This is a genomic window from Caulobacter sp. FV2ps19 (genome assembly GCF_058681035.1).
Genome location: NZ_CM178729.1, coordinates 4,007,160 through 4,031,872, shown reverse-complemented (window position 1 = coordinate 4,031,872; position 24,713 = coordinate 4,007,160). Strand labels below are relative to the sequence as shown.

The window sequence follows — 24,713 nt, the reverse complement described above, 5'->3', positions numbered from 1 at the left end:
TCCTAGCGGGCCGACTGGGGCGTGGACGTGCCGATGCGCACGGCGTCGCCTTCGCCCAGGAAGCCGGCCCCGTCCACCACCACGCGCTCGCCCGCCGTCAGGCCGCTGGCGGCGATGCTCTTGGCGGTGGTGGCGAGGATGGCGATACGGCGGAAGTGGACATGGTTCTTGGCGTCGACCACGAACACGCCGGGGCGGTTCTCGCGATAGAGCACCGAGGCGCTGGGCACGGTCAGCGACGCCTGGTCGCCGGCCTGGATGGTGGCGCGGGCGAACATGCCGGGGCGGAAGTCGCCCATGGTCGACAGGGCGATCCGGGCGACGCCCAGGCGGGTGGAGGCGTTGACCTCCGAGGTGACGATACGCACGCGACCCGAGGTCTCGCCGACCTGTTCGGACACGATCCTGGCCGGCATGCCCGCCTTGACCAGCATCAGGTCGGTCTCGGGGATCTCGGCGTCCAGTTCCAGGCGGCCGTCGCGGACGATGCGGAAGACTTCCGCGCCCGTGCTGACGATCTGGCCCTTGGTGACATTGCGACGGCTGATCAGGCCCGAGACGGGCGCGCGGATGGCGGTCTGGGCCAGGCGGGCGGCGGTTTCGCCCCGCGCCGCTTGGGCCGCGGCGACCTGGGCGGCGGCGGTCTGCTGGCGCGCCAGGCTGGTTTCGAGCGAAGCTTGCGACAGATAGCCTTTGGATTGCAGTTCGCGTGAGCGGCCAAGGGCCGCTTCGGCCTCGGCCAGGGTGGCGCGGGCGCTGGCGACGGCGGCCTCCTGCTGGCGCAGCTGGGCCGACAGCAGGGTGTCGTTGAGCTTGACCAGAACCTGGCCGGCCTGAACGGTCTGGCCTTCCTCGGCGTTGACGCTCACGGCGGTCAGGCCGCCGGTCTCGGCCCCGACCACGACTTCTTCCCAGGGAGAAATCGTGCCGGTCGCATTGATCTCACGCGGCACGGCCTGTGACACCACGGTGGCGACGCTGACGGTCTGGGAGGCGACGGCGCCGGCCGGCGCCTTGACCTTTTTGGGCTTCTTGTCGTCGCCGCAGCCGGCCAGTGCGATCGCGCCCATGGTCAGGACAACAACCAGCCCGCTCGAACGCATGGCGCGCCCCTTGATCCTGTAATCCACGATCGTCCCCGACTGTCTCAGAAAGCCCTAGGGCGCCTTCTAGCCGACAAACCTCAGGTCGCTGAATTAAATGATCGTAAGACGATATCGATCGGCGGTTTCAGATTGAGGGTGTGGCGCCCGATTGGGCCGCCTGGGCGCGCTGAAACCCGTCCCGGGCCTGCATTCGCGCCCAGTAGGCGGCGACATCGGGCGGAAAATTGTCCGAGAGCTGCAGGGATGTGGCCAGGAGCAGGGCATAGGCGATTGAAATGTCGGCGCCCGAGAAACGGTCGGCCGCCGCGTAGTCGTGATGCTGAAGGATCAGGTCCAGCCCCTTCAGGCGCGCCAGGAACCAGCGGGCATAGTCGGCGGCGACCTGCGGGTTGCGGCGTTCTTCAGGCTCTAGGCGCGAGTAACGCAGCACCAGGGTCTGGGGGAAGGTCAGGGTGGCTTCACCGAAATGCAGGCCGTTCAGATAGGCGCCGTAGCCGGGCTCCTCGGGCCGCACCGACAGCGCGCCGCCGCCGTGGCGCATCGAGAGATACTCGATCATCGCCGCGGACTCGGTCATCCGGGTGTCGCCATCCACCAGCAGCGGGATGGTGCCCAGCGGGTTCTCGTCGAGAAACTCCCGGGCCAGGAAACGGGGCGGAAACGGCAGCAGCTTCAGGTCGTAGTCGAGGCCGAGTTCTTCCAGCGCCCAGAGGGGCCGAAAGGACCGGGCGTCCCGGCAATGGTGCAGTGTGATCATCGCCGGGCGCCTCCTGATCCTACAGACGCTCGACGATGGTGACGTTGGCCAGGCCGCCGCCTTCGCACATCGTCTGCAGGCCATAGCGGCCGCCGCGGTCGCCCAGGGCGTGGATCAGGGTCGTCATCAGCTTGGCGCCGGAGCCGCCCAGCGGATGGCCCAGGGCGATAGCGCCGCCATGGACGTTGAGGCGCTCCGGATCGGCGTCCAGCGACTTGAGCCAGGCGGTGGGCACCGAGGCGAAGGCCTCGTTGACCTCGTACAGGTCGATGTCGCTGATCTTCATGCCGGCGCGGTTGAGGGCGCGTTCGGTGGCGGGGATCGGGGCTTCCAGCATGATCACCGGATCATGGCCGATGACGGTCATGTGGTGGATCCGCGCCAGAGGCTCGACCCCCAGGGCCTTGAGGCCTCGGGCGTTGACGACCATCAGCCCGGCCGCGCCATCGCAGATCTGGCTGGACGTGGCGGCCGTGAGGCGACCGCCGTCCTGCAGCAGCTTCACCCCGCCGATCGAGTCCGCGGTGGCGTCATATCGTATGCCCTCGTCCGTCGTGTGTTGTTCGGTCGAGCCGTCCGGCAGGGTGATTTCGACCGGCACGATCTCGGCGGCGAACTTGCCGGCCCGGGTGGCGGCGATGGCGCGCTGATGGCTGGTCAGGGCGAAGGCGTCGAGACGCTCGCGGCTCAGGTCGTAGTTCTTGGCGATCATCTCGGCGCCGGCGAACTGGCTGAACTGGATGTCGGGGTAGCGCGCCTCCATGCGGGGGCTCTTGTAGCTGCCAAAGCCGTTCTTGTAGGGCAGGGTCGAGGCCAGACCCATGGGCACGCGGCTCATGCTCTCGACGCCGGCGGCGATCACGATGTCCATCGCACCCGACATCACCGTGGCCGCCGCGAAGTGCAGGGCCTGCTGCGAGGAGCCGCACTGACGATCGACGGAGGTGGCGGGCACGCTTTCGGGCAGGCTGGAGGCCAGCACGGCGTTGCGGGCGATATTGACGGCCTGTTCGCCGGCCTGACCCACGCAGCCCATGATCACGTCTTCAATCAGAGCCGGATCGGCGCCGGACCGGTCCACCAGCGCGTCGAGCACGGCGGCGGCCAGATCGGCGGGATGCCAGCCCGAAAGCCGTCCGCCCTTGCGGCCGCCGGCGGTGCGCGCGGCGGCGACGATATAGGCTTCGCCCATGAGGTTTCTCCCTGTGTTTTTTGGGAGCGGACCAGAAAAACGCCGGGCTGTCTGCTGTGACGCGGCGTCAGTCGGTCAGAGGGCTTCGCGCGGCGGCGCGTCGGAGACCCAGGGCGCCGACCAACAGGGCGAGCATGGTCAGGTAGCTGAAGATGGCGCCGGCCACATAATAGGCCCACCCCCAGATACGGGTGTCGATCATCACCGCCACATGCAGCAAGGCGCCCAGGCCGTGGAAGCCGCTGGCCCACATCGGCCACCAGCGATCCGATCGCAGGGCGATGCTCAGCAGGACCAGAAGGAGCAAGCCGTCGATGACCATGACGCCGGTCTGGAGGCCCCACAGCTGCAGGCTGCGCTGCAAGACGGCGCTACCGATCCAGGCCAGGGCCATGGCGGCTGCGGCCGATCGCTCGGGCCAGCCGCCGCGCCAGCCGGCGACCGCACAGGTCACGACGAGGGCGATCAGGCTGGCCCACTGGTAGAGGGTGTCGAATGCCATGGGCGGACCCTGGGGCGCCGAACCTCGAAAGCCTAGCCCGATCGTTCAGGGAACGATCGGGCGCCCGACTCAAGCCGCGCGGGCGGGCGTGACGATTTCAAGCCGTCCTTCGGGCGTGGGCGGTTTCTTGCCGCCGCTGCCAAACGACACCGCCGACAGGCCGATGTCGCGCTGGGCGGTCGTCAGATGCTTGTGCGTATCGACAATGCCTTCCCGGGCGTGACCCAGGGACTGCATGGTCTGGATCGCGGCCATCAGGGCGTCCTGGCCGATCATGGCGGACAGTCGGGCGTCCTGACGGGTCGCGGGCATCAGGCCCGCCAGGGCGGCGGTGCGGGTGATCGCCGCGTCGATGGCCTTTTCGGCGGCGAAAAGAGCTTCAGCGACAGTCTCGGCGGCCAGACGGCGTTCTTTGAGCATGAGGTCTCTCCCCGCGCCGACGATGCCGGCGCGCCTTGAAGGGTTGATTGTCGGGTAGGGCCCCGATCGGGGCTATGGTCGGGTGAGGTCTTCCAGGGCGTGAAGCCCCGCCAGGATCGAACCGAACGCAAGGGCGGTCACGATCATCACGGCGGCGATGAAGCCCAGTCTATGGAGGGTTCTTAGCGCATTGGGGCCTCCTCCGAAGGGGAGGAGGACGAAGTCTCGCAGTCCGAGGACGGGAAGGTCTCGTCCATCACCGCGCTGGCGATGCACAGGATTTCCCGCAGCACCATTTCCGCCGGCTTGAACGGCGCGTGCTTGCGGGTGGCGCTCATCAGGTCGCTGATCAGCGCCGCGCTGCCCCGGGTCGCCGACAGGCTGGAAAGCTGGCGCTCCAGCTGGCTCCAGGTGAAGGGCGGGGTCAGGTCGTGCGCCGAATTCACGGTCGGCCAGGTCTGTTGAAAGCGCTTCACCTCCTCGTGCAGATGCGCCGCTCGTTGGATCACGTCCTGTCGATACGGGGTGAATTCGGTCATGGAACGCTCCTTCCTCAATGCGGTCAGCTGACCGCAAGGTTGGAGGTTCGCCCAGCCGGGACGGATCGGACCCTGATCCGATCGGAGGGGGGGTGTCGTAGGGGGGCGGTGAGGGCGAGCGGTCGCTCATCAGTCGCGCCGCCGCATAGCGGTCCGGCGCTCCCAGTCGCCGCCGGGCCTTGTCCAGATGCCAGTCGACCGTGTGCTTGGACAGGCCCAGTTCGCGGGCGATCTGCTTGGAGCTCAGGTGGCGATCGACAAGGCGCAAGCATTCTCGCTCACGCTCGGTGAGTCGACTCAGGCCGATGGACGTCTCGGCCCCCAAGCTCGCCCCCTTGTCCATGTCCTGATCTTAGGCGCGGTGCGCGCAGGAGCAAGTGTTAGGGCGCTTCCGGCGCTATTTCGTCGGCAGGTCGGCGACCTCGAGACCTGAAGACACCTTCCACAGATCCACGCCGCCTTCCGAGGCGTGGCGATCGATCTGGGCCAGCTCTTCCGGCGAGAAGCTCAGGGTGTTGAGCGCGGCCAGAGAGTCTTCCAACTGCGCCACCGTGCGGGCGCCGATCAGGGCGGAGGTGACGCGCGGGTCGCGCAGGGTCCAGGCAATGGCCATCTGGGCCAGGCTCTGACCGCGCTTCTGAGCGATGGCGTTGAGGGCCTGGATGCGCGCAAGGTTGTCGGCCGTCAGCAGTCCTTCGCTGAACGAACCCTCCCGGGCGACCCGTGAGTCCGCCGGGACCCCGTTCAGATATTTGTTGGTCAGCAGGCCCTGGGCCAGGGGCGAGAAGGCGATGCAACCGACGCCCAGGGTCTCGAGCGTGTCCAGCAGGGCGTCCTCGATCCAGCGGTTCAGCATCGAATAGGAAGGCTGATGGATCAGCAGCGGCACACCCTCGGCCTTGAGGATGGCGTGGGCCTGCCGGGTCAGTTCGGGGGAGTAGGACGAGATCCCCACATACAGCGCCTTGCCCTGGCGATGCAGGTGGGCCAAGGCGCCCATGGTCTCTTCCAGCGGCGTGGTCGGATCCACCCGGTGGGAATAGAAGATGTCGACATAGTCCAGGCCCATGCGCTTGAGGCTCTGGTCGCAACTGGCGATCAGGTACTTTCGCGACCCGCCGATGCCGCCATAGGGGCCTGGCCACATGTCCCAGCCGGCCTTGGTGGAGATGACCAGCTCGTCGCGATGCGCCTTGAAGTCGGTCGCCATGACGCGTCCGAAATTCTCTTCCGCCGAGCCGTAGGGCGGGCCGTAGTTGTTGGCCAGATCGAAGTGGGTGACGCCCAGGTCGAAGGCGCGCTGCAGGATGGCGCGGCCGGTCTCGAACACATCCTCGCCGCCGAAGTTCTGCCAAAGCCCCAGCGAGATGGCCGGCAGGTCCAGCCCGCTGCGGCCGCAGCGGCGGTAGGGCATGGCGTCATAGCGGTTGGCGGCGGCGGCATAGGTCAAGGCGGGCGTCCTGGAAGACTATAGCGAATAGATTGTCGTGATCGCCGGCGAGGGGCAAACCTGCAAGCCCTTCGTCAGGCTCCCCGGCGCGCCGCTTCAGACTCGGTAGAAGGCGAGGCGGCGCGGATCAGTTCCAGCACGTCGACGATGATCTGGTGCATGGCGCTGGACGCCCTGTCGGCGTCGCGGGCGATGATGGCCTCGGCCACGTCCTCATGCGAGGGGATCGAGGCGGTGCGGCCCTTGATGCGGTTGGTGAAGCGGATCGAGATGCGCAGGGCGGTGTTCACCAGTTCGTCCAGCTCGCGATAGAACGGGTTCTTGGTGGCGTTCAGAATGGCGATGTGGAACGCGATGTCGGCCGAAAGCGGGTCGTCCTCGCCTTCGGCGGCGGCCTTCATGCGGCGCAGGCCCTTGCGGATGTCTTCCAGCCCGGCCTCATCGGCGTTTCGCGCAGCCAGGGCGGCGGCGGCAGGCTCGATCCCCAGGCGCATCTCGGTGAACTCGGCCAGCAGGCGAAGGCTGAACTTGCGTTCCAGCAACCAGCGCAGGACGTCAGGATCCAGCAGATTCCATTTGGCCTCGGGTTCAACGATCGTCCCGTGGCGGGGCCGGGCGCTGAGCAGGCCCTTGGCGGTCAGCATCTTGACGGCTTCGCGGGTGACGGTGCGGCTGGCGCCGAACTGCTTGGACAGCTCGCCTTCGGTCGGGAAACCGACCGCTGTATATTCACCGGTGACAATCGCCTGACCCAACGCCTCGACCAGACCGTAGGTCAAACTGAGGCCAGGTTGGGTACGCATCGTCTTTATTCTTCTTTCCTGCGAGTCGGACGCCTGTGGAATCAATCCCGTGTAGCGTGGTTCTATCAAGCCCGGAACCATCCATGTTTACACAGATAAAACGATCCTGCGGGGTTGTCTGACCAATTTTATCTCAGGGCGGTCCGCCTTGAGCTCCTGCGACATGCAACACCGCTGACCGCGACCGACGCGGCCAGCGGCGTCACACTCACCACCAGGTGGCGTAGAGGGCGACCAGGATCAGGATCACGCCGATCCCGGCGATGTTGAAGCCGAGGGTGGTCTTGTAGCTGACGCCGGCCAGCGACACGACATTGACCTCTTTCTTCTGGGGCGCGACCAGCGAGACGATGATCGCGGCGGCCAGGGTCAGCAGGAACACCAGGCCCACGCGGTTCATGAACGGGATCACGAACACGCCCATCTTGTCGGCGACGAAGAAGGCGCCCGACAGAGCCGCGCCGCCGATCGCCGCGACCAGGGCCGAGGCGGTGGTGGCGCGCTTCCAGAACAGACCCAGGATGAAGATGACCACGATGCCGGGGGTGAAGAAGCCGGTGAAATCCTGGATGAACTGGAAGGCCTGCTCGGCCTTGCCCAGCAGCGGCTTGGCCATCACGATGCCGATGATCACCGCCACGACCGCCGTGATCCGGCCGACGCTGACCAGATGGCGTTCGCTCGAGCCCGTCCTGATCTTGGCGTAGACGTCGAGGGTGAAGATCGTGGCGATCGAGTTGATCTTGGCGGCCAGCGACGCGACGATCGCGGCCACCAGGGCGGCGAACACCAGGCCCAGCACGCCGGGCGGCAACAGCTTCATCATCTCCGGATAGGCCTGGTCAGGCTTGGCCAGGCCGGGGACCAGGATCAGGGCGGCGATGCCGGGCAGCACCACGATCACCGGCATCAGCAGCTTCAGATAGGCGGCCAGGGCGATGCCCTTCTGGGCCTCGGCGATGTCCTTGGCCCCCAGGGCGCGCTGGATGATGTACTGGTTGAAGCCCCAGTACGAGACGTTCATCACCCACAGGCCGCCGAACAGCACGCTGAGACCCGGCAGGTCCTTGTAGTGGGGATTGTCCCTGCTCAGGATCATGTCGAACTTGTCGGGGAACTGGGTGGTCAGCTGGTTGAAGCCGGCCAGCAGGTCGCCGTTGCCGATCTTGCTCAGCGACAGGAAGACGATGATCAGGCCGCCGGTGATCAGCAGGGCCACCTGGACGATATCGGTCAGGGCCACGGCCTTCAGCCCGCCCCACAGCTGATAGGCCAGGGCGAAGACGCCGATGATCACCAGCGCCATCATCTGGTCGACGCCGGTCACCGTATGGACGGCGATCGAGCCCAGCCACAGGATCGAGGTCAGGTTCACGAAGACGTAGAGGATCAGCCAGAACAGCGCCATCACGTTGCGGACGCTGGGGCCGTACCGCTGCTCCAGGAACTGCGGCATGGTGTTGATGTTGTTCTTCAGGAAGATCGGCAGGAAGAACTTGCCGACGATCAGCAGGGTCAGGGCCGCCATCCACTCGTAGGAGGCGATGGCCAGGCCCAGGGCGTAGCCCGAGCCGCTCATGCCGATGATCTGCTCGGCCGAGATGTTGGCGGCGATCAGCGACGCGCCGATCGCCCACCAGGGCAGGGCCTTGCCGGCCAGGAAGTAGTCGGTCGAGTCCTTCTGCTTGCCGCCCTTGTCGCGGGAAACCCACTGGGCCAGGCCGAAGATGGCGACGGCGTAGATCGCCAGGATGACGAAATCGATGGTCTGCACGGTTTCCCCCCAAAGGGCTTGTTGTTTGGTCTTGTCGTCTGTCGGTGACTTGGGCGGCCTAGGCGGCCTGGGCGTTCCAGGCGGCGATCAGGGCGGCGGCCTTCCGGCCGACCTCTTCAGGCGCGTAGCCGGGACGATAGAGTTCGCCGCCGACGCCGATGCCGGCCACGCCAGCCTTGAGCCAGGGTTCCAGATTGGCTGCGCCCACGCCGCCGACGGCATAGACCAGGATGTCCTTGGGCAGCACATCCTTGACCGCCTTGATGTGGCTGGGCCCAAAGCTGCTGGCCGGATAGAGCTTCAGCGCCTTGGCGCCGGCCTTTACCGCCGCGAAGGCCTCCGACGGCGTGGCGAAGCCGGGCATGGCGGTCAGGCCCAGTTCGACGGCGCGGGCGATGACCTCGGGGTCGGTGTTGGGCGTGACGATCAGCTTGCCGCCGGCCGCGGCCACGTCGTCGACGGCCTGCGGCGTCAGCACGGTGCCGGCCCCGCACAGGGCGACGTCGCCATAGGCTTCGCAGAGCAGCCGGATGCTCTCCAGGGGTTCCGGCGAGTTCAGCGGCACCTCGATGGCGCGGATGCCGGCGTCGACCAGGGCCTTGGCGATCGCCACGATCTCATCGGGCTTCACGCCGCGCAGGATGGCGACGATCGGGGGCGGGCGCGGGGTGTCAGGCGAGGACATGGGACTCACTGTTCTTTGGGGGCGACAGGGCGGAGAGGCCGGCCAGCACGGCGCTGTCGCCGTCGACGGCGGTGGTGTGACCGCCCTGGGCGGCGATGGCCTGACCGTAGAAAGCGTTGAGGGCCGGGGCGCCGACCAGGGTGACCTTGCCCAGGTCGCCGAACCACTGGCGGGCGGCGGCGGCGTCGGCGCCGATCAGCAGGCCTGACAGGAAGCCCACGGCGTCGGCGGCGGGCAGATTGTCCAGCAGCTGCCGGGCGCGGGTTTCGAACAGCAGGTGCGGCAGCAGGGCCGGACCTTGTTCGGTGATCCGCGCCAGGCCCATGGCGAAGCCCTCGGCCGAGCCCTGGACGTCGGCGGCGACGCCGGCCGCCAGGGTCGAGTGCTGGCGCAGCAGGGCGAAGGTCTCGCCGACCGGAGCGGTCAGGAAGCCGGTGATCGCGCCGTCCTCGACCACGGTCCACTTGCTGTGGGTGCCTGGCAGGACCAGCAGGTGGCGGCCCTTCTGAAGGTCGGCATCCAGCGCCAAGGCGCCCAGGATCTGGGTTTCTTCGCCGCGCATCACGTCGGGTCCGCCCAGCGGGTTGACGCAGGACAGGCCGGGGATGATCGACACGGCCAGGCCGTCGGCGTCGATCTTCAGCACCCGCTGGCGCAGGTCGTTCGCCGTGGCCGGGCAGGGGGCGTAGGGCGCCTCCACCCAGCCGATGCGCGAGCCGACCATGCCGCACAGGAGCGCGCCGGAAGGGCCCGCCTCACGCCAGTCGCCAACCAGGTCCAGGAATGTGTCCTTGGGCGACCTGGTCAGGGCGCTGACCCCGGGACCGTCGCGACGGTCCAGCACGCTCTTGCCCTGGCGCAGATACAGCCGCAGCCGCGAGGTGCCCCAGTCGCCGAAGATCGAGATCGACGGGTCCATCAATGGGATTCGCGGGTCACGACCGAACCCGACGATCCGACCAGGAAGTCCAGGTCCGCGCCCTTGTCAGCGCCCAGCACGTGATCGACGTAGAGCTTGGCGTAGCCGCGCGTCGCCTTGGGGGGCGGCGGATTGGCGCGCCAGGCGGCCAGACGGCTCTGCATTTCCTCGTCCGAGATGGCGATGCTCAGGGTCCGCGTGGGACCATCCAGGGTGATCATGTCGCCGTTGCGCACCACGGCCAGCGGGCCGCCGGCGTCGGACTCTGGCGAGACGTGCAGGATCACGGTGCCAAAGGCCGTGCCGCTCATGCGCGCGTCGCTGATGCGGACCATGTCTTTCACGCCCTTCTCCAGGATCTTGCGCGGAAGCGGCATGTTGCCGACTTCGGGCATGCCCGGATAGCCCTTGGGGCCGCAGCCCTTCAGGACCAGGATCGAGGTCTCGTCGACGTCGAGATCGGGATCGTCGATGCGGGCGCGGAAGTCCTCGATGGTCTCGAACACCACGGCCTTGCCGGTGTGGCTGCACAGTTCGGGGCTGGCCGCGCTGGGCTTCATCACCGCACCGCCAGGAGCCAGGTTGCCACGCAGCACCCAGATGCCGCTGTCGGGCTTCACCGGCGCGTCGAGCGGACGGATGACCTCGGCGTTCCAGACTTCGGCCTTGTCGTACTGTGCGCCGATCGGGGCGCCGCTGACGGTGATGGCGGAAGGCTCCAGGAACGGGGCCAGTTGCTTCATCACGGCGGGCAGGCCGCCGGCATAGTGCAGGTCTTCCATCAGGAACCGGCCCGAGGGCTGCAGGTCGACCAGCAGAGGCACGTCGCGCGACAGGACGTCGAAGTCTTCCAGCGTCAGCTCAACGCCCAGTCGGCCTGCCAGGGCCAGCAGGTGAACGACGGCGTTGGTCGAACCGCCGATGGCCGCGTGGACGCGCAGGGCGTTCTCGAACGCGGCGCGGGTGGCGACCTTGGACATGGTCAGGCCGTCATGGACCATGCGGACGATCGTCCGGCCGGTCTCGTGCGACATGGCCGCCCGGCGGGCGTCCACGGCCGGGATGGTGGCGTTGTAGGGCAGGCTCATGCCCATGGCTTCGACGATGGCCGCCATGGTCGAGGCTGTGCCCATGGTCATGCAGGTGCCGGGTGACCGGCTCATGCCGCTCTCGGCCGACATGAAGTCGGGCAGGCTCATCTCGCCGGCCCGCACGGCCTCCGAGAACTTCCAGACGTCGGTGCCCGAGCCGATGTCCTTGCCGCGGAACTTGCCGTTCAGCATCGGGCCCGACGAGATGACAACCGTGGGCAGATCCACGCTGGCGGCGCCCATCATCTGACCCGGCGTGGTCTTGTCGCAGCCGCCCAGCAGCACGACGCCGTCGATCGGATTGCCGCGAATGGACTCTTCAACGTCCATGGCCAGCAGGTTGCGGAACAGCATGGCCGTGGGCCGCATCTGGGTCTCGCCCAGGCTGATGGCGGGGAACTCCAGCGGCAGGCCGCCGGCTTCCCAGACGCCGCGCTTCACGTGCTCGGCGATGTCGCGCAGGCCTGCGTTGCAGGGGGTGATCTCGGACCAGGTGTTGCAGATGCCGATCACGGGGCGGCCGTCGAAGACGTCGTCGGGCAGACCCTGGCTCTTCATCCAGCTGCGGTGGATAAATCCATCGCGATCGAGCTTGCCGTAGGTCCCGCTGCTGCGCAGGGGTTTGCCCGCTTTATCGTTACTCATAGCCATCCCTGTCGCCGGCTGGATCCGGCCTTTAAGCGCTTATGTGGCATTTATAGTATTATATGAATTATCGCAAACCAGAGGGCAGGCAAGGGTTTGTGCACTGGGAGCGCTACCACCAACCTCCCGTGTGGCGCCGAAAACGCGGTCGCTCTTGAAATGATAGCGCTATCAAAATCGGCTTGAAGATGCCAATTATATGACTATACGGACCTCAAACCGTACGCATTTCCGTCTGGAAGCGTACGTTCACCGGGCCCCAAGAAGGCCGGAATGAGTCGTCAAGCGGGGAAGGAAACAGGCATGCAACGCCTAACCAAAACACATCGCCAAGTCATGTTGATGGGGGCTTCGGCGCTCGTGCTCTGCGCCGTCGCGCCTTCTGCGGCCTTTGCGCAAAACGCAGCCATCGACTCGACGGTCGAAGAGATCGTCGTCACGGGCCAACGTGCGTCGATCCAGTCGGCCCAGAAGCTGAAGCAAAACGCCGAGCAACTGGTCGACTCGATCACCTCGACCGACATCGGCGCCCTTCCGGACCGCAGTGTCACCGAGGCCCTGCAACGGGTCGCCGGCGTGACCATCGGCCGGACCTCGGACGGCCGTGACGCCGACCGCTTGTCCGTCGAAGGCAGCGGCGTTCAGATCCGCGGGCTGAGCTGGGTTCGCGGCGAGCTGAACGGTCGTGACAGCTTCTCGGCCAAGAGCGGCCGCTCCTTGAGCTTCGAAGATGTCCCGCCCGAGCTGATGGCCGGCGTTGACGTCTACAAGAACCCTTCGGCCGACATCGTTGAAGGCGGGGTGGGCGGCACGGTCAATCTGCGCACCCGCATGCCGTTCGATTCCGCCAAGCGGATTCTGGCCTATTCGGCGGACATGAGCATTGGTGATCTGGCCAAGAAGTGGGAGCCGAGCGGCTCGTTCCTCTACAGCGATCGCTGGGACACCAAGATCGGCGAGCTGGGCTTCCTGATCGATGTCTCGGACTCCAAGCTGTCCAGCCGCACCGACACCATCTCGGTTGACCCCTTCAATGCCCGCACCGACCTGGTGGCCGGCAAGACGGTCTACGTGCCCGGCGGGTTCGGCTATCGCAGCCTGGATTTCGAACGCGAACGCAAGGGTATCGCCGCTGCGGCGCAATGGCGTCCGAATGACCAGTGGGAAGCCAGCCTGCAGTTCCTGCGCTCGGCGGCCTTCGCGTCTTCGTCCGAACATGCCGTGGGCTTCAATCCCGGTTCGGGCGATGGCCCGGCTGCGGGCACCAGCTTCACCTATGACGACTCGGGTCACTTCACGAAGGGCACGCTGGCCGGTTCGCCGGGCGGCGCCAGCCTGGGCTCGTCGACCATCGACACCCGTTACGCTGATCGCAGCTCGGTGACCTCCGACTATGCGGTCAACGTGAAGTACAATCCCAACGACAAGTGGGCCTTCACCGGCGACCTGCAATACATCTACGCCAAGACCAAGACCGTCGACTTCACGGCGTTCAACGCGCTGAGCGGCGATGCTTCGCCGGCGACCCTGGACCTGACCGGCAGCCTGCCGGTCATCACGATGAACAACGACCCGGCCTATACGTCGGATCCGGCCAGCTACTACCTGCAGGCCGTGATGGACCACCACGACCGCAACGAGGCCAGCGAATGGGCCGAACGTCTGGACGGCGCCTATACCTTCGATGACGGCGGCTGGCTGCGATCGTTCCGCTTCGGCGTGCGCAACACCTATCGCCAGTCCACCACGCGCGAGACCTCCTACCGCTGGGACACCGTCGCGCCCAGCTGGTCGGCCCCGTCGATCGATCAACTGGCCGACTATCAGGGCTCCTACAGCCTCTATCCGTTCGACAACTATTTCCGCGGCGACGCGCAGCTTCCTGCGACGTTCGTCATGCCGAACGCCGCTTTCGTCAAAGACTACGCCACGGGCTCGGCAATCGTCGCCAAGATCGCCGCGGCGAACGGCGGAAGCTGGCGGCCCTTCAATGGTGATTTCGAGAGCCAGGAGGCGGACGGCGGCAAGGGCAGCACCAACCATCAGAAGGAAAAGACCCTCTCGGCCTACGCCTTGCTGCGGTTTGGCAATGAAGTCTCGATCGGTGGTGAGAGCCGCGAGATCGACGGTAATTTCGGCGTCCGCGTCGTGAAGACCGAGAGCACCAGTCAGGGCATTCAGGTCCTGAACAAGAACACCCAGCTGACCGTGCCGGCCGAAGACCTCACCTTCGCCGACGGGTCGAAGACCTCCTATGTCGGCGGCCGTGATTATCTGAACGTTCTGCCCAGCCTGAACGTGCGCCTGAAGATCACGCCCAGCATGTTCGTCCGCTTCGCGGCGGCCAAGGCGATCGTCCGTCCTGACTTTTCGCAGATGCAGCCGAACTTCACGATCAGCGCCACCAACGGCTACCTGACCGGCTCCACCTGCGGCAGCTCCATCCCCAGCAGCGAACAGGCCAACTGCGTCTATCAGTACACGGCCAATGCCGGTAATCCGAACCTGAAGCCGACGCGCTCGACCCAGTACGATCTGGCCTATGAGTGGTATTTCGCCTCGACCGGCAGCGTCTCTGCGACGCTGTTCTACAAGGACATCTACAACTTCATCACCAACGGCTCGCAGGAGATGGACTTCACCAACAACGGTGTGACCCGCACTGTCCAGGTGATCCAGCCGTACAACGCCGGCCACGGCACCATCAAAGGCTTCGAAGTCGCCTACCAGCAGTACTACGACTTCCTGCCCGGCGCCCTGCGCGGCCTGGGTGTTCAGGCCAACTTCACCTATGTCGACAGCAAGGGCTCGCGCAATGCGGCGTCCAACCCGTATGACACCACCCAGGTCGGCAATATCACCGACCATGGTGACGAGCTGCCGCTCGAAGGGCTGTCGAAGACCAGCTACAACCTTGCGGCGCTGTATGACCTGGGTAAGGTCTCGGCGCGCCTCGCCTATAACTGGCGCGAGCGGTACCTGCTGACCACCACGGCGGCCAATATCAACATCCCCGCCTGGTATGATGACTATGGTCAGCTGGACGCCTCGGTCTTCTACTCTGTCAATGAAGCCCTGAAGGTCGGCTTCCAGGCCGTGAACCTGACCAACACCCGGACCAAGATCCTGGTCAGCTATCCGGGCAAGGCCGAGGAAGGTCTGACCGGCCACAACTGGGTCGTGGCCGACCGCCGCTACTCGGTGGTGCTGCGCGGCGCCTTCTAGGTCTCGCGAACACCCTGCACAGATCGCCCCCGCCTGCCTGATCACGATCGATCGCGGGTGGGGGCCTTTGTGTTTGAGGCGCGGTTGTCTAGCGTCGGCGCCTCGACCCTCATGAGATGGCCTCCATGACTGAGCACAAGCCTCGAAAGTTCGTTGTCGTGGGCGGCGGTACGGCTGGCTGGATGGCCGCTGCGGCCCTGGCTCACGCCCTTAGAGGGCGCGTGGGCTCTGTGGAGCTGGTCGAGTCCGAAGACATCGGCACAGTGGGCGTCGGCGAGGCGACCATCCCGCCGATCCAGTTTCTCAACAGCGTTCTGGGCATCGACGAGTTCGATTTCGTTCGGAAGACCCAGGCGACCTTCAAGCTCGGCATCGAGTTCAAGGACTGGTCCCGCAAGGGCGCCACCTATTTCCACCCCTTCGGTCCGCACGGCGCGACAATCGAAGGCGTCGCGTTCCATCACTACTGGATGCGACTGCGTCAGAGCGGCGACACCAGCCTGCTTGATGATTACTCCATGGCCAGCGTGGCGGCCCGCATGGGCAAGTTCGCCGTGCCGCCCAAGGACCTGCCACCGGGCGTGCCGGGGCTGGGCTATGCCTATCATTTCGACGCCGGCCTCTACGCTCAGTATCTGCGGGTCTATGCCGAGGCGCGGGGCGTCACGCGGACAGAGGGCAAGATCGTCAAGGTGGATCTGCGCGCAGACGACGGCTTCGTCGCCGCGCTGGAGCTTGAGGACGGCCGGCGGATCGAGGGCGACCTTTTCATCGACTGCTCGGGGTTCCGCGGCCTGCTGATCGAGGGCGCGCTGAAGACCGGTTATGAGGACTGGTCCCACTGGCTGCCCTGCGATCGCGCCCTGGCCGTGCCGTGCGAGAGCATCAGTCCGCTGACGCCCTTCACCCGGTCGACCGCGAGGGCGGCGGGCTGGCAGTGGCGCATCCCGCTGCAGCACCGCATCGGCAATGGCCATGTCTATTGCAGCAGCTTCATCAGCGACGACGACGCCGCCGCGACCCTGATGGCCAATCTGGACGGCGCGCCCCTGGGCGAACCGCGTCCGCTGCGCTTCACCACCGGCCGCCGCAAGAAGTCCTGGAACCGCAATGTCGTGGCTCTGGGTCTGGCGAGCGGGTTCATGGAGCCGCTGGAATCGACCAGCATCCATCTGGTGCAGACCGGGATCTTCCGGTTGCTGTCCCTGCTGCCGGTTCAGGATCACGACGCGGCCACGGCGGACGAATATAACCGCCTGACCCAGATCGAATACGAACAGATCCGGGATTTCCTGATCCTGCACTATCACGCCACCGAGCGCGATGACTCGCCGCTGTGGAACTACTGCCGGACGATGGCGATCCCGGACAGCCTCCAGCACAAGATCGACCTCTTCCGCAGCCGGGCCCGCATTGCGCGCTTTGATGAGCAACTGTTCGCCGATCCCAGCTGGCTGGCGGTCTTTCTGGGGCAGGGGATCGAGGCGCAAAACCATGATCCTCTCGCCGATGCGCCGGCTCTGGCCGACGTGGCGGCAAAGCTCGCGGGTCTGCGCAACGGCATCCACAATCTGGCCGCGCGTCTCCCCAGTCATGACCAGTTCATCGCGGCGACCTGCCAGGCGGAGCAGATTGGAGAGGCCGTCAGATGATACCGCTATCATTTCACTTGCGGGTCGCATTTGTATGATTATAGTTCGGCCATGCGACGCTGACGGGCCTGAGATTGTCCGTTGGTCGCGCGACGGGAGCTGGTTGGCTCCGTGGCGCCTCGCGCGGGTTCTCCTCCCCGAAGCCGCGCGGCATTTTTTCCCGCGCATCGCCACCTGCGGCGATGCGCGGATTTTTTCCCCTGATGGGGTTGAGAGATCGAGATCGACGGTGAAGGCCTTCCAGTTTGGCTGGGCAATCATCTGATAAATATAGCTGGTAGCGATATCAAAATCGCGGCGCTCGCCCCTCGGGACGAGCAGCCCCCCAGACGCAACGGGACGAAACGATGGCCGGGTTGATCCCCTACACATTTTCGCGCGCCGCGCTGATCGCCACTGCGGCGATGGTTCTTTTCGGCGGTGTCGCCCAGGCGGGCGAGATCCCTCGGCTGGTCGAGAAGGCGGGGCGCCACGCCCTGATGGTGGACGGCGCGCCGTTCCTGATCCTGGGCGCCCAGGTCAATAATTCCAGCGCCTGGCCCTCGCAGATGGACAAGGTCTGGCCCGCCATCCAGCAGCTGGGCGCCAACACCGTCCAGGTCCCGATCGCCTGGGAGCAGATCGAGCCGACCGAGGGCCAGTTCGACTTCAGCTATCTCGACCTGCTGCTGACCCAGGCCCGCAACCACAAGGTGCGGCTGGTTCTGCTGTGGTTTGGCACCTGGAAGAACTCCTCGCCGTCCTACGCCCCCGAATGGGTCAAGCTGGACGACAAGCGCTTCCCGCGCCTGATCAAGAAGGACGGCGAGCGGTCCTATTCGATGTCACCGCTGGCGGCCTCGACCCTGGAGGCCGACAAGAAGGCCTTCGTGGCCCTGATGACCCACCTGAAGGCCGCCGATCCCGACAATACGGTGATCATGGTCCAGGTGGAGAACGAGACCGGGACCTATGGCAGCGTGCGCGACTATTCGCCGGCCGCCCAGAAGGTCTTTAACGGTCCCGCGCCCGCCGCCCTGGTCAAGGCGATGAAGGCCAAGCCGGGCTCCTGGAGCCAGGCCTTCGGCAAGGACGCCGACGAGTATTTCCACGCCTGGTTCATCGCGCGCTTCGTCGAACAGGTCACAGCCGCCGGCAAGGCGGTCAAGCCGCTGCCGATGTACGTCAACGCAGCCTTGCGCGATCCGCTGAAGGTCACCGATCCCATCGATTATTCCGCCGGCGGACCGACCGACAATGTTCTGGATGTCTGGAAGGCTGCAGCGCCCTCGATCGACATGATCTCGCCCGACATCTACATGCCGGAATCTGCCAAGTATTCCAAAGTGCTGGGTTATTACGGCCGGCCAGACAACGCCCTGTTCGTGGCCGAGACCGGCAACGCCATTCCCTATGCCCGCTACATGTTCGACACCCTGGGTCGCCAGGGCATCGGCTTTTCGCCGTTCGGCATGGATTTCACCGGCTACGCCAACTATCCGCTCGGTGCGGCCAAGATCGATTCCGCGACGATCGAGGCCTTTGCCGCCAACTACCGGCTGTTCGGGTCGATGGCGCGTGAGTGGGCCAAGCTGTCGTTCGAGAAGCCCGTCTGGGGCGGATCAGAGCCCGACGATCGCGCCGCCCAGTCGACCACCCTGGGCGACTGGAGCGTCACCCTGCGTTACGGCAAATGGCAGTTCGGCGGCTGGGACTGGACCTTCCTGAAGGACCGCCCGGTCGACCCGGCCGGCGCCAATGGCGGCGCTGTGGTCGCCCAACTGTCGCCCAACGAATTCCTGGTCACCGGCCGCAACGCCCGGGTCGAGTTCGGCCGCGCCGCCAAGGACGGCAAGCCGTTCCTGATGGCCCGGGTCGAGGAAGGCCATTTCGACAAGGGCCAGTGGGTGTTCGACCGCCTCTGGAACGGCGACCAGACCGATTACGGCCTCAACTTCACCGGCGGCGCGCAGGTCCTGCGGGTCAAGCTGGCCACCTACTGAACACCTCACCAGAACACTCCATGGGGGAACCCAAGATGCGCACCTTTCAACTGAACCGACGGAGCCTGGCCTTGGGCCTGGCCCTGGCCCTGACGGCCTCGACCTCCGCCCTGGCGCTGGAGGCGGGCTTCGAAAAGACCGCCGACGGCGTGATCGTCAGCCCCGCCTCGGGTCCGGCCAAGCGCGTCCGGCTGCAGGTCATGAGCGACCGGGCTATCCACGTGACCGCGACGCCGACCGACAGCCTGGACGTTCCGGCCAGCCTGATGGTCACCGCCACGCCCAAGACCTCGGGCTTCACGGTCGAGACCGTGGGCGGCAAGGTCGTGCTCAAGGCAGGCAAGGCCACTGCGGAAGTCGCGCTCAGCGACGGCGCCGTGTCATTCAAGGACGCGTCGGGCAAGACCGTTCTGGCCGAGCAGGGCCGTCAGGCCTTCAAGCCGCTGACCATCGATGGCGAAGGCTTCTACGCCGTCACGCAGCGCTTTAATCCGAACACGGATGAAGCCTTCTATGGTCTGGGTCAGCACCAGAACGGCCAGATGAACTACAACGGCGAAGACGTCGAACTGGCTCAGTACAACCGCGACATCGCCGTGCCGTTCGTGCTGTCCAGCCGCAACTACGGCCTGCTGTGGGAAAACAACGGCATCACCCGGTTCGGCGATCCGACCCCCTATGAGCTGGCTTCGCGCGACCTGAAGATCTTCGACGCCGACGGCAAGGCCGGCGGTTTCACGGCCAAATATTACGTCAAGGGCGAGCTGAAGCTGACCCGGACCGAGGCCGACATCAATTACCGCTATCTGAAGGACTTGCCCAATTGGCCGGCCGAACTGACCGGCCCTGACAAAAAGCCGGTGCGCGGCGCCACCGTGGTCTGGGAAGGCTCGGTCGAGCCCTCGGTCGGCGGCGTCCAGAAGTTCAAGCTCTACTCGTCCAGCTACGCCAAGCTCTATGTCGACGGCAAGCTGACGATCGACCGCTGGCGGCAGAACTGGAACCCCTGGTTCCACAACTTCACCGCCCCGATGAAGGCCGGGACCCGCCATAAGATCCGCGTCGAGTGGGACCCCAATGACGGCTATATCGGCCTGGTCCACAATAACCCGATCCCGGCGGCCCAGCAGAAGTCGCTGACCATGACCTCCGACGTGGCTCATGCGATCGACTACTATTTTGTGAGCGGCGAAAACCTCGACCAGGTGGTCAGCGGCTATCGCGAACTGACCGGCAAGGCCGTGGCCATGCCGCGCTGGGCCTATGGCTTCTGGCAGAGCCGCCAGCGCTATGAAACCCAGGATCAGATCGTTGGCGTTCTGAAGGAATACCGCGACCGCAAGCTGCCGATCGACAACGTCGTGATGGACTGGCGCTACTGGAAAGACGACGCCTGGGGCAGCCACAAGTTCGACGAAACCCGCTTCGCCGACCCGCAGAAGATGCTGGACGACATCCACGGGATGAACGGCCACTTCATGATCTCGATCTGGCCGAAGTTCTACCCGACCCTGGACCACTACAAGGAGCTCGACGCCAAGGGCCACATGTATCACCGCAACATCGAGCAGGGCGCGCTCGACTGGGTGGGCCCCGGCTATCTGAACTCGTTCTACGACCCCTATTCCAAGGAAGCGCGCGACATCTACTGGCGCCAGGTCAAGGAGAGCCTGAAGGGCTTCGGCGTCGACGCCTGGTGGATGGACTCCGACGAGCCGGACATGCACTCCAATCTCGACATCCCCGAGCGCACCCTGCGCATGGGCCCCACGGCGATGGGCCCGGGCGCGGAGTTCTTCAATTCCTACCCCCTGATCCACACCCAGGGCGTGTTCGAGGGCGAGCATGAACTGAACCCCGACAAGCGCAGCTTCATCCTGTCGCGTTCGGGCTTCGGCGGCATCCAGCGCAACGGCGTGACCCTGTGGAGCGGTGACGTGGTGTCCCGTTGGGACGACCTTAAGGACCAGATCTCGGCGGGCGTGAACCTGTCGATGTCGGGCGTTCCCAACTGGACCACTGACATCGGCGGCTTCTCGGTCGAGGATCGCTATCTGAACAAGGAGCCCGCCCATTGGGCCGAGTGGCAGGAGCTGAACCTGCGCTGGTTCCAGTTCGGCGCCTTCTCGCCCCTGTTCCGCAGCCACGGCGAATTTCCGTTCCGCGAGATCTACAACCTCGCTGACGAGGGCACCGAGGTCTATCAGGCCCTGGCCTGGTACGACGAGCTTCGCTACCGCCTGATGCCCTATACCCTGACCCTGGCGGGCGAGACCTATCACCGCGACGGCAGCATCATGCGCGGCCTGGTCATGGACTTCCCCGACGATATGAAGGCGCGGGATGTCAATGACGAGTACCTCTATGGTCCGTCGTTCCTCGTCGCCCCGGTGACGGCGTTCAAGGCCCGCTCGCGCGAGGTCTACCTGCCCAAGGGCGCGACCTGGTACGACTTCGAGAGCGGCAAGGCCCATGCGGGCGGCCAGACGATCAAGGCTGACGCCCCGCTGTCGCGGATGCCGCTGTTCGTGAAGGCCGGTTCGATCGTGCCGACCACGGTGGTGCAGCAGTATGTCGGGGAAAGGCCAGACGCGCCGATCACCCTGGTGATCTATACCGGCAAGAACGGGACCTATGAGCTGTACGAGGACGACGGCCTCAGCAACGGCTACACGCGCGGCGCCTTCAGCCGCATCCCGATCTCGTATGACGACGCATCGGGCCGCGTGACCATCGGCGCGCGCTCGGGCTCGTTCAACGGCATGGTCGACCAGCGGGTGTTCAAGATCCGCTTCATCGGCGGCGGCGCCAAGCCGACCGACTTTGATGCGGTCGATGCGACGGTGGACTATGCCGGTCAGCCGGTCGTGGTGACGCGCAAGAAGTAGAAGGCCGGGTCTGGTCCCGATCGCCCAGCGGCGTCGGGATCGGGTCTGCCTGACACCGCGACGGGGCTTCAAGGCCTGATCGCTGATGAAAGGGTCCGCGCCGGATAGGCGCGGGCCCTTTTTGCGTTCGTGGACCGGAGCGTTGCGGCCCGTGTTTCTCAACCTCGCCTTGCCTTGAGTTGGGGCTTCGACTTTGGTGAATCTAATCCTAACGGATGGGCAGGGCTAAACGCCACAGGCTTAACCAGAGGTTAGTATAGAGCGTCTCGTTATGGCATTTTTAACAGAAGTTTTCATCTATTAATATTAATAAAAGCCGTTTGTATATTAAGTCTGCGACGATATGTCCTAAATGAAATAGAAAGAATGCTCTTGGATACTATTGGTCGGGCAAAAGGCCTGCCGGTAGTCAAAACGACGCCGGGGACATCCGAAAAGGAAACCTCGTAATGGCGCTGAACAGCATCAACACGAACAATGGCGCACTGATCGCGCTGCAAAACCTCAACACCACCAGCATGGAAACCCAGAACGTCCAGCAACGCATCAGCACCGGTAAAAAGGTGGGAAGCGCCAAGGACAACGGCGCGATCTGGGCGACCGCCAAGATCCAGTCGGCGACGGCCTCGTCGCTGAATGCGGTGAAGGACTCCCTGCAACGCGGCCAATCGACCATCGACGTGGCCCTGGCCGCCGGCGATACGATCACCGATCTGCTGGGCAAGATGAAGGAAAAGGCTCTCGCCGCTTCCGACACCTCGCTGAACACCTCCAGCTTCAACGCTCTGCTCGCTGACTTCACCTCCTTGCGCGACCAGATCGAGAAGGCGGCGACCAACTCCAAGTTCAACGGCATCAGCATCGCGGATGGCTCGACTACGGCGCTGACCTTCCTCTCCAATGAAGATGGTTCCGGCTTCACCGTCACGGCCCAGACCCTGAACCTGGCCGGCCTTGGCCTGTCCGCCGCGACGTTCACCAACGCCGCTTCGGCCAAGACCATGATCACCACGGTCACGTCGGCGCTGCAAACGGCCACCAACAAGCTGGCCTCGCTGGGCACCAACTCGACCGGCCTGGACACCCAACTGACCTTCGTCGGCAAGCTGCAAGACAGCCTCGACGCCGGCGTGGGCAACCTGGTCGACGCCGACCTGGCCAAGGAAAGCGCCAAGCTGCAGTCGCTGCAAACCAAGCAGCAACTGGGCATCCAGGCGCTGTCGATCGCGAACTCCTCGAGCTCGTCGATCCTCAGCCTGTTCCGTTAAGCCAAGACGACAGCCGAACCGACGGGACGCTTTAGGTCCCGTACGCGCCAACGGCTGCGACCTGAGAGGGGGCGGACTTCGTGTCCGCCCCTTTTTTCGTGTTCGCGATCAGACCAGGCCGGGGCCGCTGATCTTCAAGGCCGGCGTGAAGGTCGGCCGCCGTTCGGGAAGCCCGATCCGCAAGCCGTCGGCGCTGCGCGTGAAGGGCAGGGGATCGCCGCCGCCCAGCAGCTCCACGCGTCGCACCTCGCCCGTGCTGGTCGGCCTGTCAGTGGCCAGGCTGGTGATCGTCACCGTCTCCGACGGCCAGGCCATCGGCAGGGCGAACAGGTCGCCGCCCTTCTGGGTGAAGCGGATATCGGCCGCCTCGAACGGCTTGGCCGCGCCCTCGTTCTGCATGCCCTCGACCAGCCTTGTGGGGCCCTCGCCGAAGATCCGCCAGGGGCGCGTGGCGTAGATCGCCTCGCCATTGACCGCGATCCAGCCGGCCATGTCGGCCAGGACCTTCTCTTCCTTGTCGTCGATCGAGCCGTCGCCGCGCTGGGGGATGGAGAGCAGCAGGCAACCGTTCTTGCTGACCACGTCGATCAGCCGCTGGATCACATCGCGACCCGACTTGTAGCCATTCTGCTCGTACAGCGGCCGGTCATAGTGCCAGTTGCCGATACAGGTATCGGTCTGCCACGGTTCGGGGCGCAGGCGATCTGAGAAGCCCCGCTCGACGTCCTCGACAATGCCGCGCCGCTGCAGGGGCGACAGTTTCTTGCCGGTGACCAGCACATCGGTCGAGCCGCTGCGCGCCACGGCGTTGTTGTAGTAGTGCGCTGTGGCGTCCAGGCCGGCCTGGCCCAGGGGCAGGGCGTAGTTGTCGAAATAGACCAGGTCGGGTCGATAGCGGTCGACCAGATCGTTCTGGCGCAGCAGCCAGTTGCGGGTGAAGGCCGGATTGTTGGGCGGCGGGGTTTCGATCCACGCGCCGTCATGGGCGTCGTGCCAGGCATTGGCCGCGGCGATGCTGTCGATCCCGTCGGGAATGACCATGTTGCGGCCGGTATAGAGGTCCTGCGGATCCAGGCCCCGCCACCACTTTCCGCGCCCCTGGGCCTTGGTCAGCTGGAAGGCGTCATAGCGCTGACCCTTGCGCGGGCCCTCGGCGTCATAGCCATAGGCCGTCTGCCACCAGTGCCAGGCGTGGGCCGAGTGATTGGAGACCCCGAACTTCATCCCGTGCGCCCGGGCGACCTTTTCCCAGGTTCCGACGATGTCGCGCCTGGGGCCCAGTCGCATGGTGTTCCAGGCGTGATGACGGCTGTCGAACATGTCGAGGTTGTCGTGGTGGTTGGCCATCGACATGAAGTATTTCGCCCCGGCCGCAACATAGCGCTTCATCAGCGCCTCGGGATCCCAATTCTCGGCCTTCCAGCGCGGAATGAACTCCATGAAGCCGAAATCGGCGGGATGGCCGTAGGTCTTCAGGTGGTGCTCATAGAACGGGTTGCCCTGCTGATACATCTGCCGGCCGTACCAGTCGCCGAACTCGGGCACGCATTGGGGGCCCCAGTGCGACCAGATCCCCAGCTTGGCGTCGCGGAACCAGTCCGGCGTCTTGTAGCCGTCAGCCAGCGACTCCCAGCTGGGTTGGAACGGACCTTTGCCGGCGGCGAAGGCCGGGGCGGCCGCGAGACTGGCGGCGGCGGCCATGACGCCGCGTCGGGTGAAGCTCATCGGTCTGCTTTCTACTGTACGGGCGTCAGGCGCACGACGCCGCCGCCAGCAAGCGCCAGAGCGACCGAGGCAGGCGCCGCCTGTGTGCAA

The 24,713-nt window shown here is 65.5% G+C and carries 18 protein-coding genes and 1 pseudogene; 5 read left to right on the top strand and 14 right to left on the bottom strand.

The genetic code is table 11. The features are described 5' to 3' along the window. Positions 1-2: 2 nt before the first annotated feature. From ACW18B_RS19135 to ACW18B_RS19075, 13 genes and pseudogenes are all read right to left on the bottom strand, one after another. Complete coding sequence (locus ACW18B_RS19135) at positions 3-1,103, bottom strand: efflux RND transporter periplasmic adaptor subunit (protein WP_492048582.1); 1,101 nt, start codon at positions 1,101-1,103, stop codon at positions 3-5. A gap of 127 nt (positions 1,104-1,230) precedes the next feature. Further along, the gene (locus ACW18B_RS19130) at positions 1,231-1,863 is read right to left on the bottom strand and encodes a glutathione S-transferase family protein (RefSeq protein WP_492048581.1); all 633 of its coding nucleotides are present in this window, start codon (positions 1,861-1,863) and stop codon (positions 1,231-1,233) included. A 19-nt stretch (positions 1,864-1,882) separates the two neighbouring features. Next, positions 1,883-3,055 (bottom strand): acetyl-CoA C-acetyltransferase, encoded by a 1,173-nt coding sequence (locus tag ACW18B_RS19125; protein ID WP_492048580.1) that lies wholly within the window; start codon positions 3,053-3,055, stop codon positions 1,883-1,885. 67 nt (positions 3,056-3,122) lie between these two features. Next, entirely contained in the window at positions 3,123-3,557 is a 435-nt protein-coding gene (locus tag ACW18B_RS19120; protein WP_492048579.1) for a hypothetical protein, read from the bottom strand. 69 nt (positions 3,558-3,626) lie between these two features. Further along, positions 3,627-3,977 (bottom strand): hypothetical protein, encoded by a 351-nt coding sequence (locus tag ACW18B_RS19115; protein ID WP_492048578.1) that lies wholly within the window; start codon positions 3,975-3,977, stop codon positions 3,627-3,629. A gap of 182 nt (positions 3,978-4,159) precedes the next feature. Further along, complete coding sequence (locus ACW18B_RS19110; protein ID WP_492048577.1) at positions 4,160-4,516, bottom strand: hypothetical protein; 357 nt, start codon at positions 4,514-4,516, stop codon at positions 4,160-4,162. Between the two features lie 142 nt (positions 4,517-4,658). Beyond that, positions 4,659-4,859, bottom strand: a pseudogene (locus tag ACW18B_RS19105) (helix-turn-helix domain-containing protein); the annotation flags it as partial. 54 nt (positions 4,860-4,913) lie between these two features. Beyond that, positions 4,914-5,930, bottom strand: a complete 1,017-nt coding sequence (gene mgrA / locus ACW18B_RS19100) for an L-glyceraldehyde 3-phosphate reductase (protein ID WP_492051794.1) — start codon at positions 5,928-5,930, stop codon at positions 4,914-4,916. 110 nt (positions 5,931-6,040) lie between these two features. After that, entirely contained in the window at positions 6,041-6,769 is a 729-nt protein-coding gene (locus ACW18B_RS19095) for a FadR/GntR family transcriptional regulator (protein WP_492048576.1), read from the bottom strand. Between the two features lie 208 nt (positions 6,770-6,977). Beyond that, complete coding sequence (locus ACW18B_RS19090) at positions 6,978-8,543, bottom strand: sodium/sugar symporter (RefSeq protein WP_492048575.1); 1,566 nt, start codon at positions 8,541-8,543, stop codon at positions 6,978-6,980. 58 nt (positions 8,544-8,601) lie between these two features. Continuing rightward, entirely contained in the window at positions 8,602-9,228 is a 627-nt protein-coding gene (locus tag ACW18B_RS19085) for a 2-dehydro-3-deoxy-6-phosphogalactonate aldolase (protein ID WP_492048574.1), read from the bottom strand. Further along, a complete protein-coding gene (locus ACW18B_RS19080) occupies positions 9,215-10,147 on the bottom strand; it encodes a 2-dehydro-3-deoxygalactonokinase (RefSeq protein ID WP_492048573.1) in 933 nt (310 codons plus the stop codon). The genes ACW18B_RS19085 and ACW18B_RS19080 overlap by 14 nt, the downstream gene beginning before the upstream one ends. Then, positions 10,147-11,883 carry an IlvD/Edd family dehydratase gene (locus tag ACW18B_RS19075; protein WP_492048572.1) on the bottom strand — a complete coding sequence of 579 codons (1,737 nt, stop codon included), beginning with the start codon at positions 11,881-11,883 and terminating at the stop codon, positions 10,147-10,149. Before ACW18B_RS19075 ends, ACW18B_RS19080 begins: the two co-directional genes overlap by 1 nt. Before the next feature lie 303 nt (positions 11,884-12,186). Here ACW18B_RS19075 and ACW18B_RS19070 point away from each other — a divergent pair, with 303 nt between their 5' ends. From ACW18B_RS19070 to ACW18B_RS19050, 5 genes are all read left to right on the top strand, one after another. Next, on the top strand, positions 12,187-15,108 hold the full coding sequence (locus ACW18B_RS19070) for a TonB-dependent receptor (RefSeq protein ID WP_492048571.1): 2,922 nt from the start codon (positions 12,187-12,189) through the stop codon (positions 15,106-15,108). A 125-nt stretch (positions 15,109-15,233) separates the two neighbouring features. Next, entirely contained in the window at positions 15,234-16,760 is a 1,527-nt protein-coding gene (locus ACW18B_RS19065; RefSeq protein WP_492048570.1) for a tryptophan halogenase family protein, read from the top strand. Positions 16,761-17,164: 404 nt separating this feature from the next. After that, positions 17,165-18,742, top strand: coding sequence for a DUF5597 domain-containing protein (locus ACW18B_RS19060; RefSeq protein WP_492051793.1), 1,578 nt, complete (start codon positions 17,165-17,167; stop codon positions 18,740-18,742). Between the two features lie 35 nt (positions 18,743-18,777). Next, positions 18,778-21,630: a glycoside hydrolase family 31 protein gene (locus ACW18B_RS19055; protein WP_492048569.1), complete on the top strand. Its 2,853-nt coding sequence runs from the start codon at positions 18,778-18,780 to the stop codon at positions 21,628-21,630. 449 nt (positions 21,631-22,079) lie between these two features. After that, positions 22,080-22,898 carry a flagellin gene (locus ACW18B_RS19050; protein WP_492048568.1) on the top strand — a complete coding sequence of 273 codons (819 nt, stop codon included), beginning with the start codon at positions 22,080-22,082 and terminating at the stop codon, positions 22,896-22,898. A 108-nt stretch (positions 22,899-23,006) separates the two neighbouring features. On the opposite strand, the gene ACW18B_RS19045 is transcribed toward ACW18B_RS19050, so the two are convergent. Continuing rightward, a complete protein-coding gene (locus ACW18B_RS19045; RefSeq protein ID WP_492048567.1) occupies positions 23,007-24,623 on the bottom strand; it encodes an alpha-L-fucosidase in 1,617 nt (538 codons plus the stop codon). Positions 24,624-24,713: the final 90 nt, after the last annotated feature.

Coding starts and splice junctions, on each gene's coding strand:
- ACW18B_RS19135 (WP_492048582.1), bottom strand. CDS start 1,103: ATGCGTTCGAGCGGGCTGGTTGTTGTCCTGACCATGGGCGCGATCGCA.
- ACW18B_RS19130 (WP_492048581.1), bottom strand. CDS start 1,863: ATGATCACACTGCACCATTGCCGGGACGCCCGGTCCTTTCGGCCCCTC.
- ACW18B_RS19125 (WP_492048580.1), bottom strand. CDS start 3,055: ATGGGCGAAGCCTATATCGTCGCCGCCGCGCGCACCGCCGGCGGCCGC.
- ACW18B_RS19120 (WP_492048579.1), bottom strand. CDS start 3,557: ATGGCATTCGACACCCTCTACCAGTGGGCCAGCCTGATCGCCCTCGTC.
- ACW18B_RS19115 (WP_492048578.1), bottom strand. CDS start 3,977: ATGCTCAAAGAACGCCGTCTGGCCGCCGAGACTGTCGCTGAAGCTCTT.
- ACW18B_RS19110 (WP_492048577.1), bottom strand. CDS start 4,516: ATGACCGAATTCACCCCGTATCGACAGGACGTGATCCAACGAGCGGCG.
- mgrA (WP_492051794.1), bottom strand. CDS start 5,930: ATGCCCTACCGCCGCTGCGGCCGCAGCGGGCTGGACCTGCCGGCCATC.
- ACW18B_RS19095 (WP_492048576.1), bottom strand. CDS start 6,769: ATGCGTACCCAACCTGGCCTCAGTTTGACCTACGGTCTGGTCGAGGCG.
- ACW18B_RS19085 (WP_492048574.1), bottom strand. CDS start 9,228: ATGTCCTCGCCTGACACCCCGCGCCCGCCCCCGATCGTCGCCATCCTG.
- ACW18B_RS19080 (WP_492048573.1), bottom strand. CDS start 10,147: ATGGACCCGTCGATCTCGATCTTCGGCGACTGGGGCACCTCGCGGCTG.
- ACW18B_RS19075 (WP_492048572.1), bottom strand. CDS start 11,883: ATGAGTAACGATAAAGCGGGCAAACCCCTGCGCAGCAGCGGGACCTAC.
- ACW18B_RS19070 (WP_492048571.1), top strand. CDS start 12,187: ATGCAACGCCTAACCAAAACACATCGCCAAGTCATGTTGATGGGGGCT.
- ACW18B_RS19065 (WP_492048570.1), top strand. CDS start 15,234: ATGACTGAGCACAAGCCTCGAAAGTTCGTTGTCGTGGGCGGCGGTACG.
- ACW18B_RS19060 (WP_492051793.1), top strand. CDS start 17,165: ATGGTTCTTTTCGGCGGTGTCGCCCAGGCGGGCGAGATCCCTCGGCTG.
- ACW18B_RS19055 (WP_492048569.1), top strand. CDS start 18,778: ATGCGCACCTTTCAACTGAACCGACGGAGCCTGGCCTTGGGCCTGGCC.
- ACW18B_RS19050 (WP_492048568.1), top strand. CDS start 22,080: ATGGCGCTGAACAGCATCAACACGAACAATGGCGCACTGATCGCGCTG.
- ACW18B_RS19045 (WP_492048567.1), bottom strand. CDS start 24,623: ATGAGCTTCACCCGACGCGGCGTCATGGCCGCCGCCGCCAGTCTCGCG.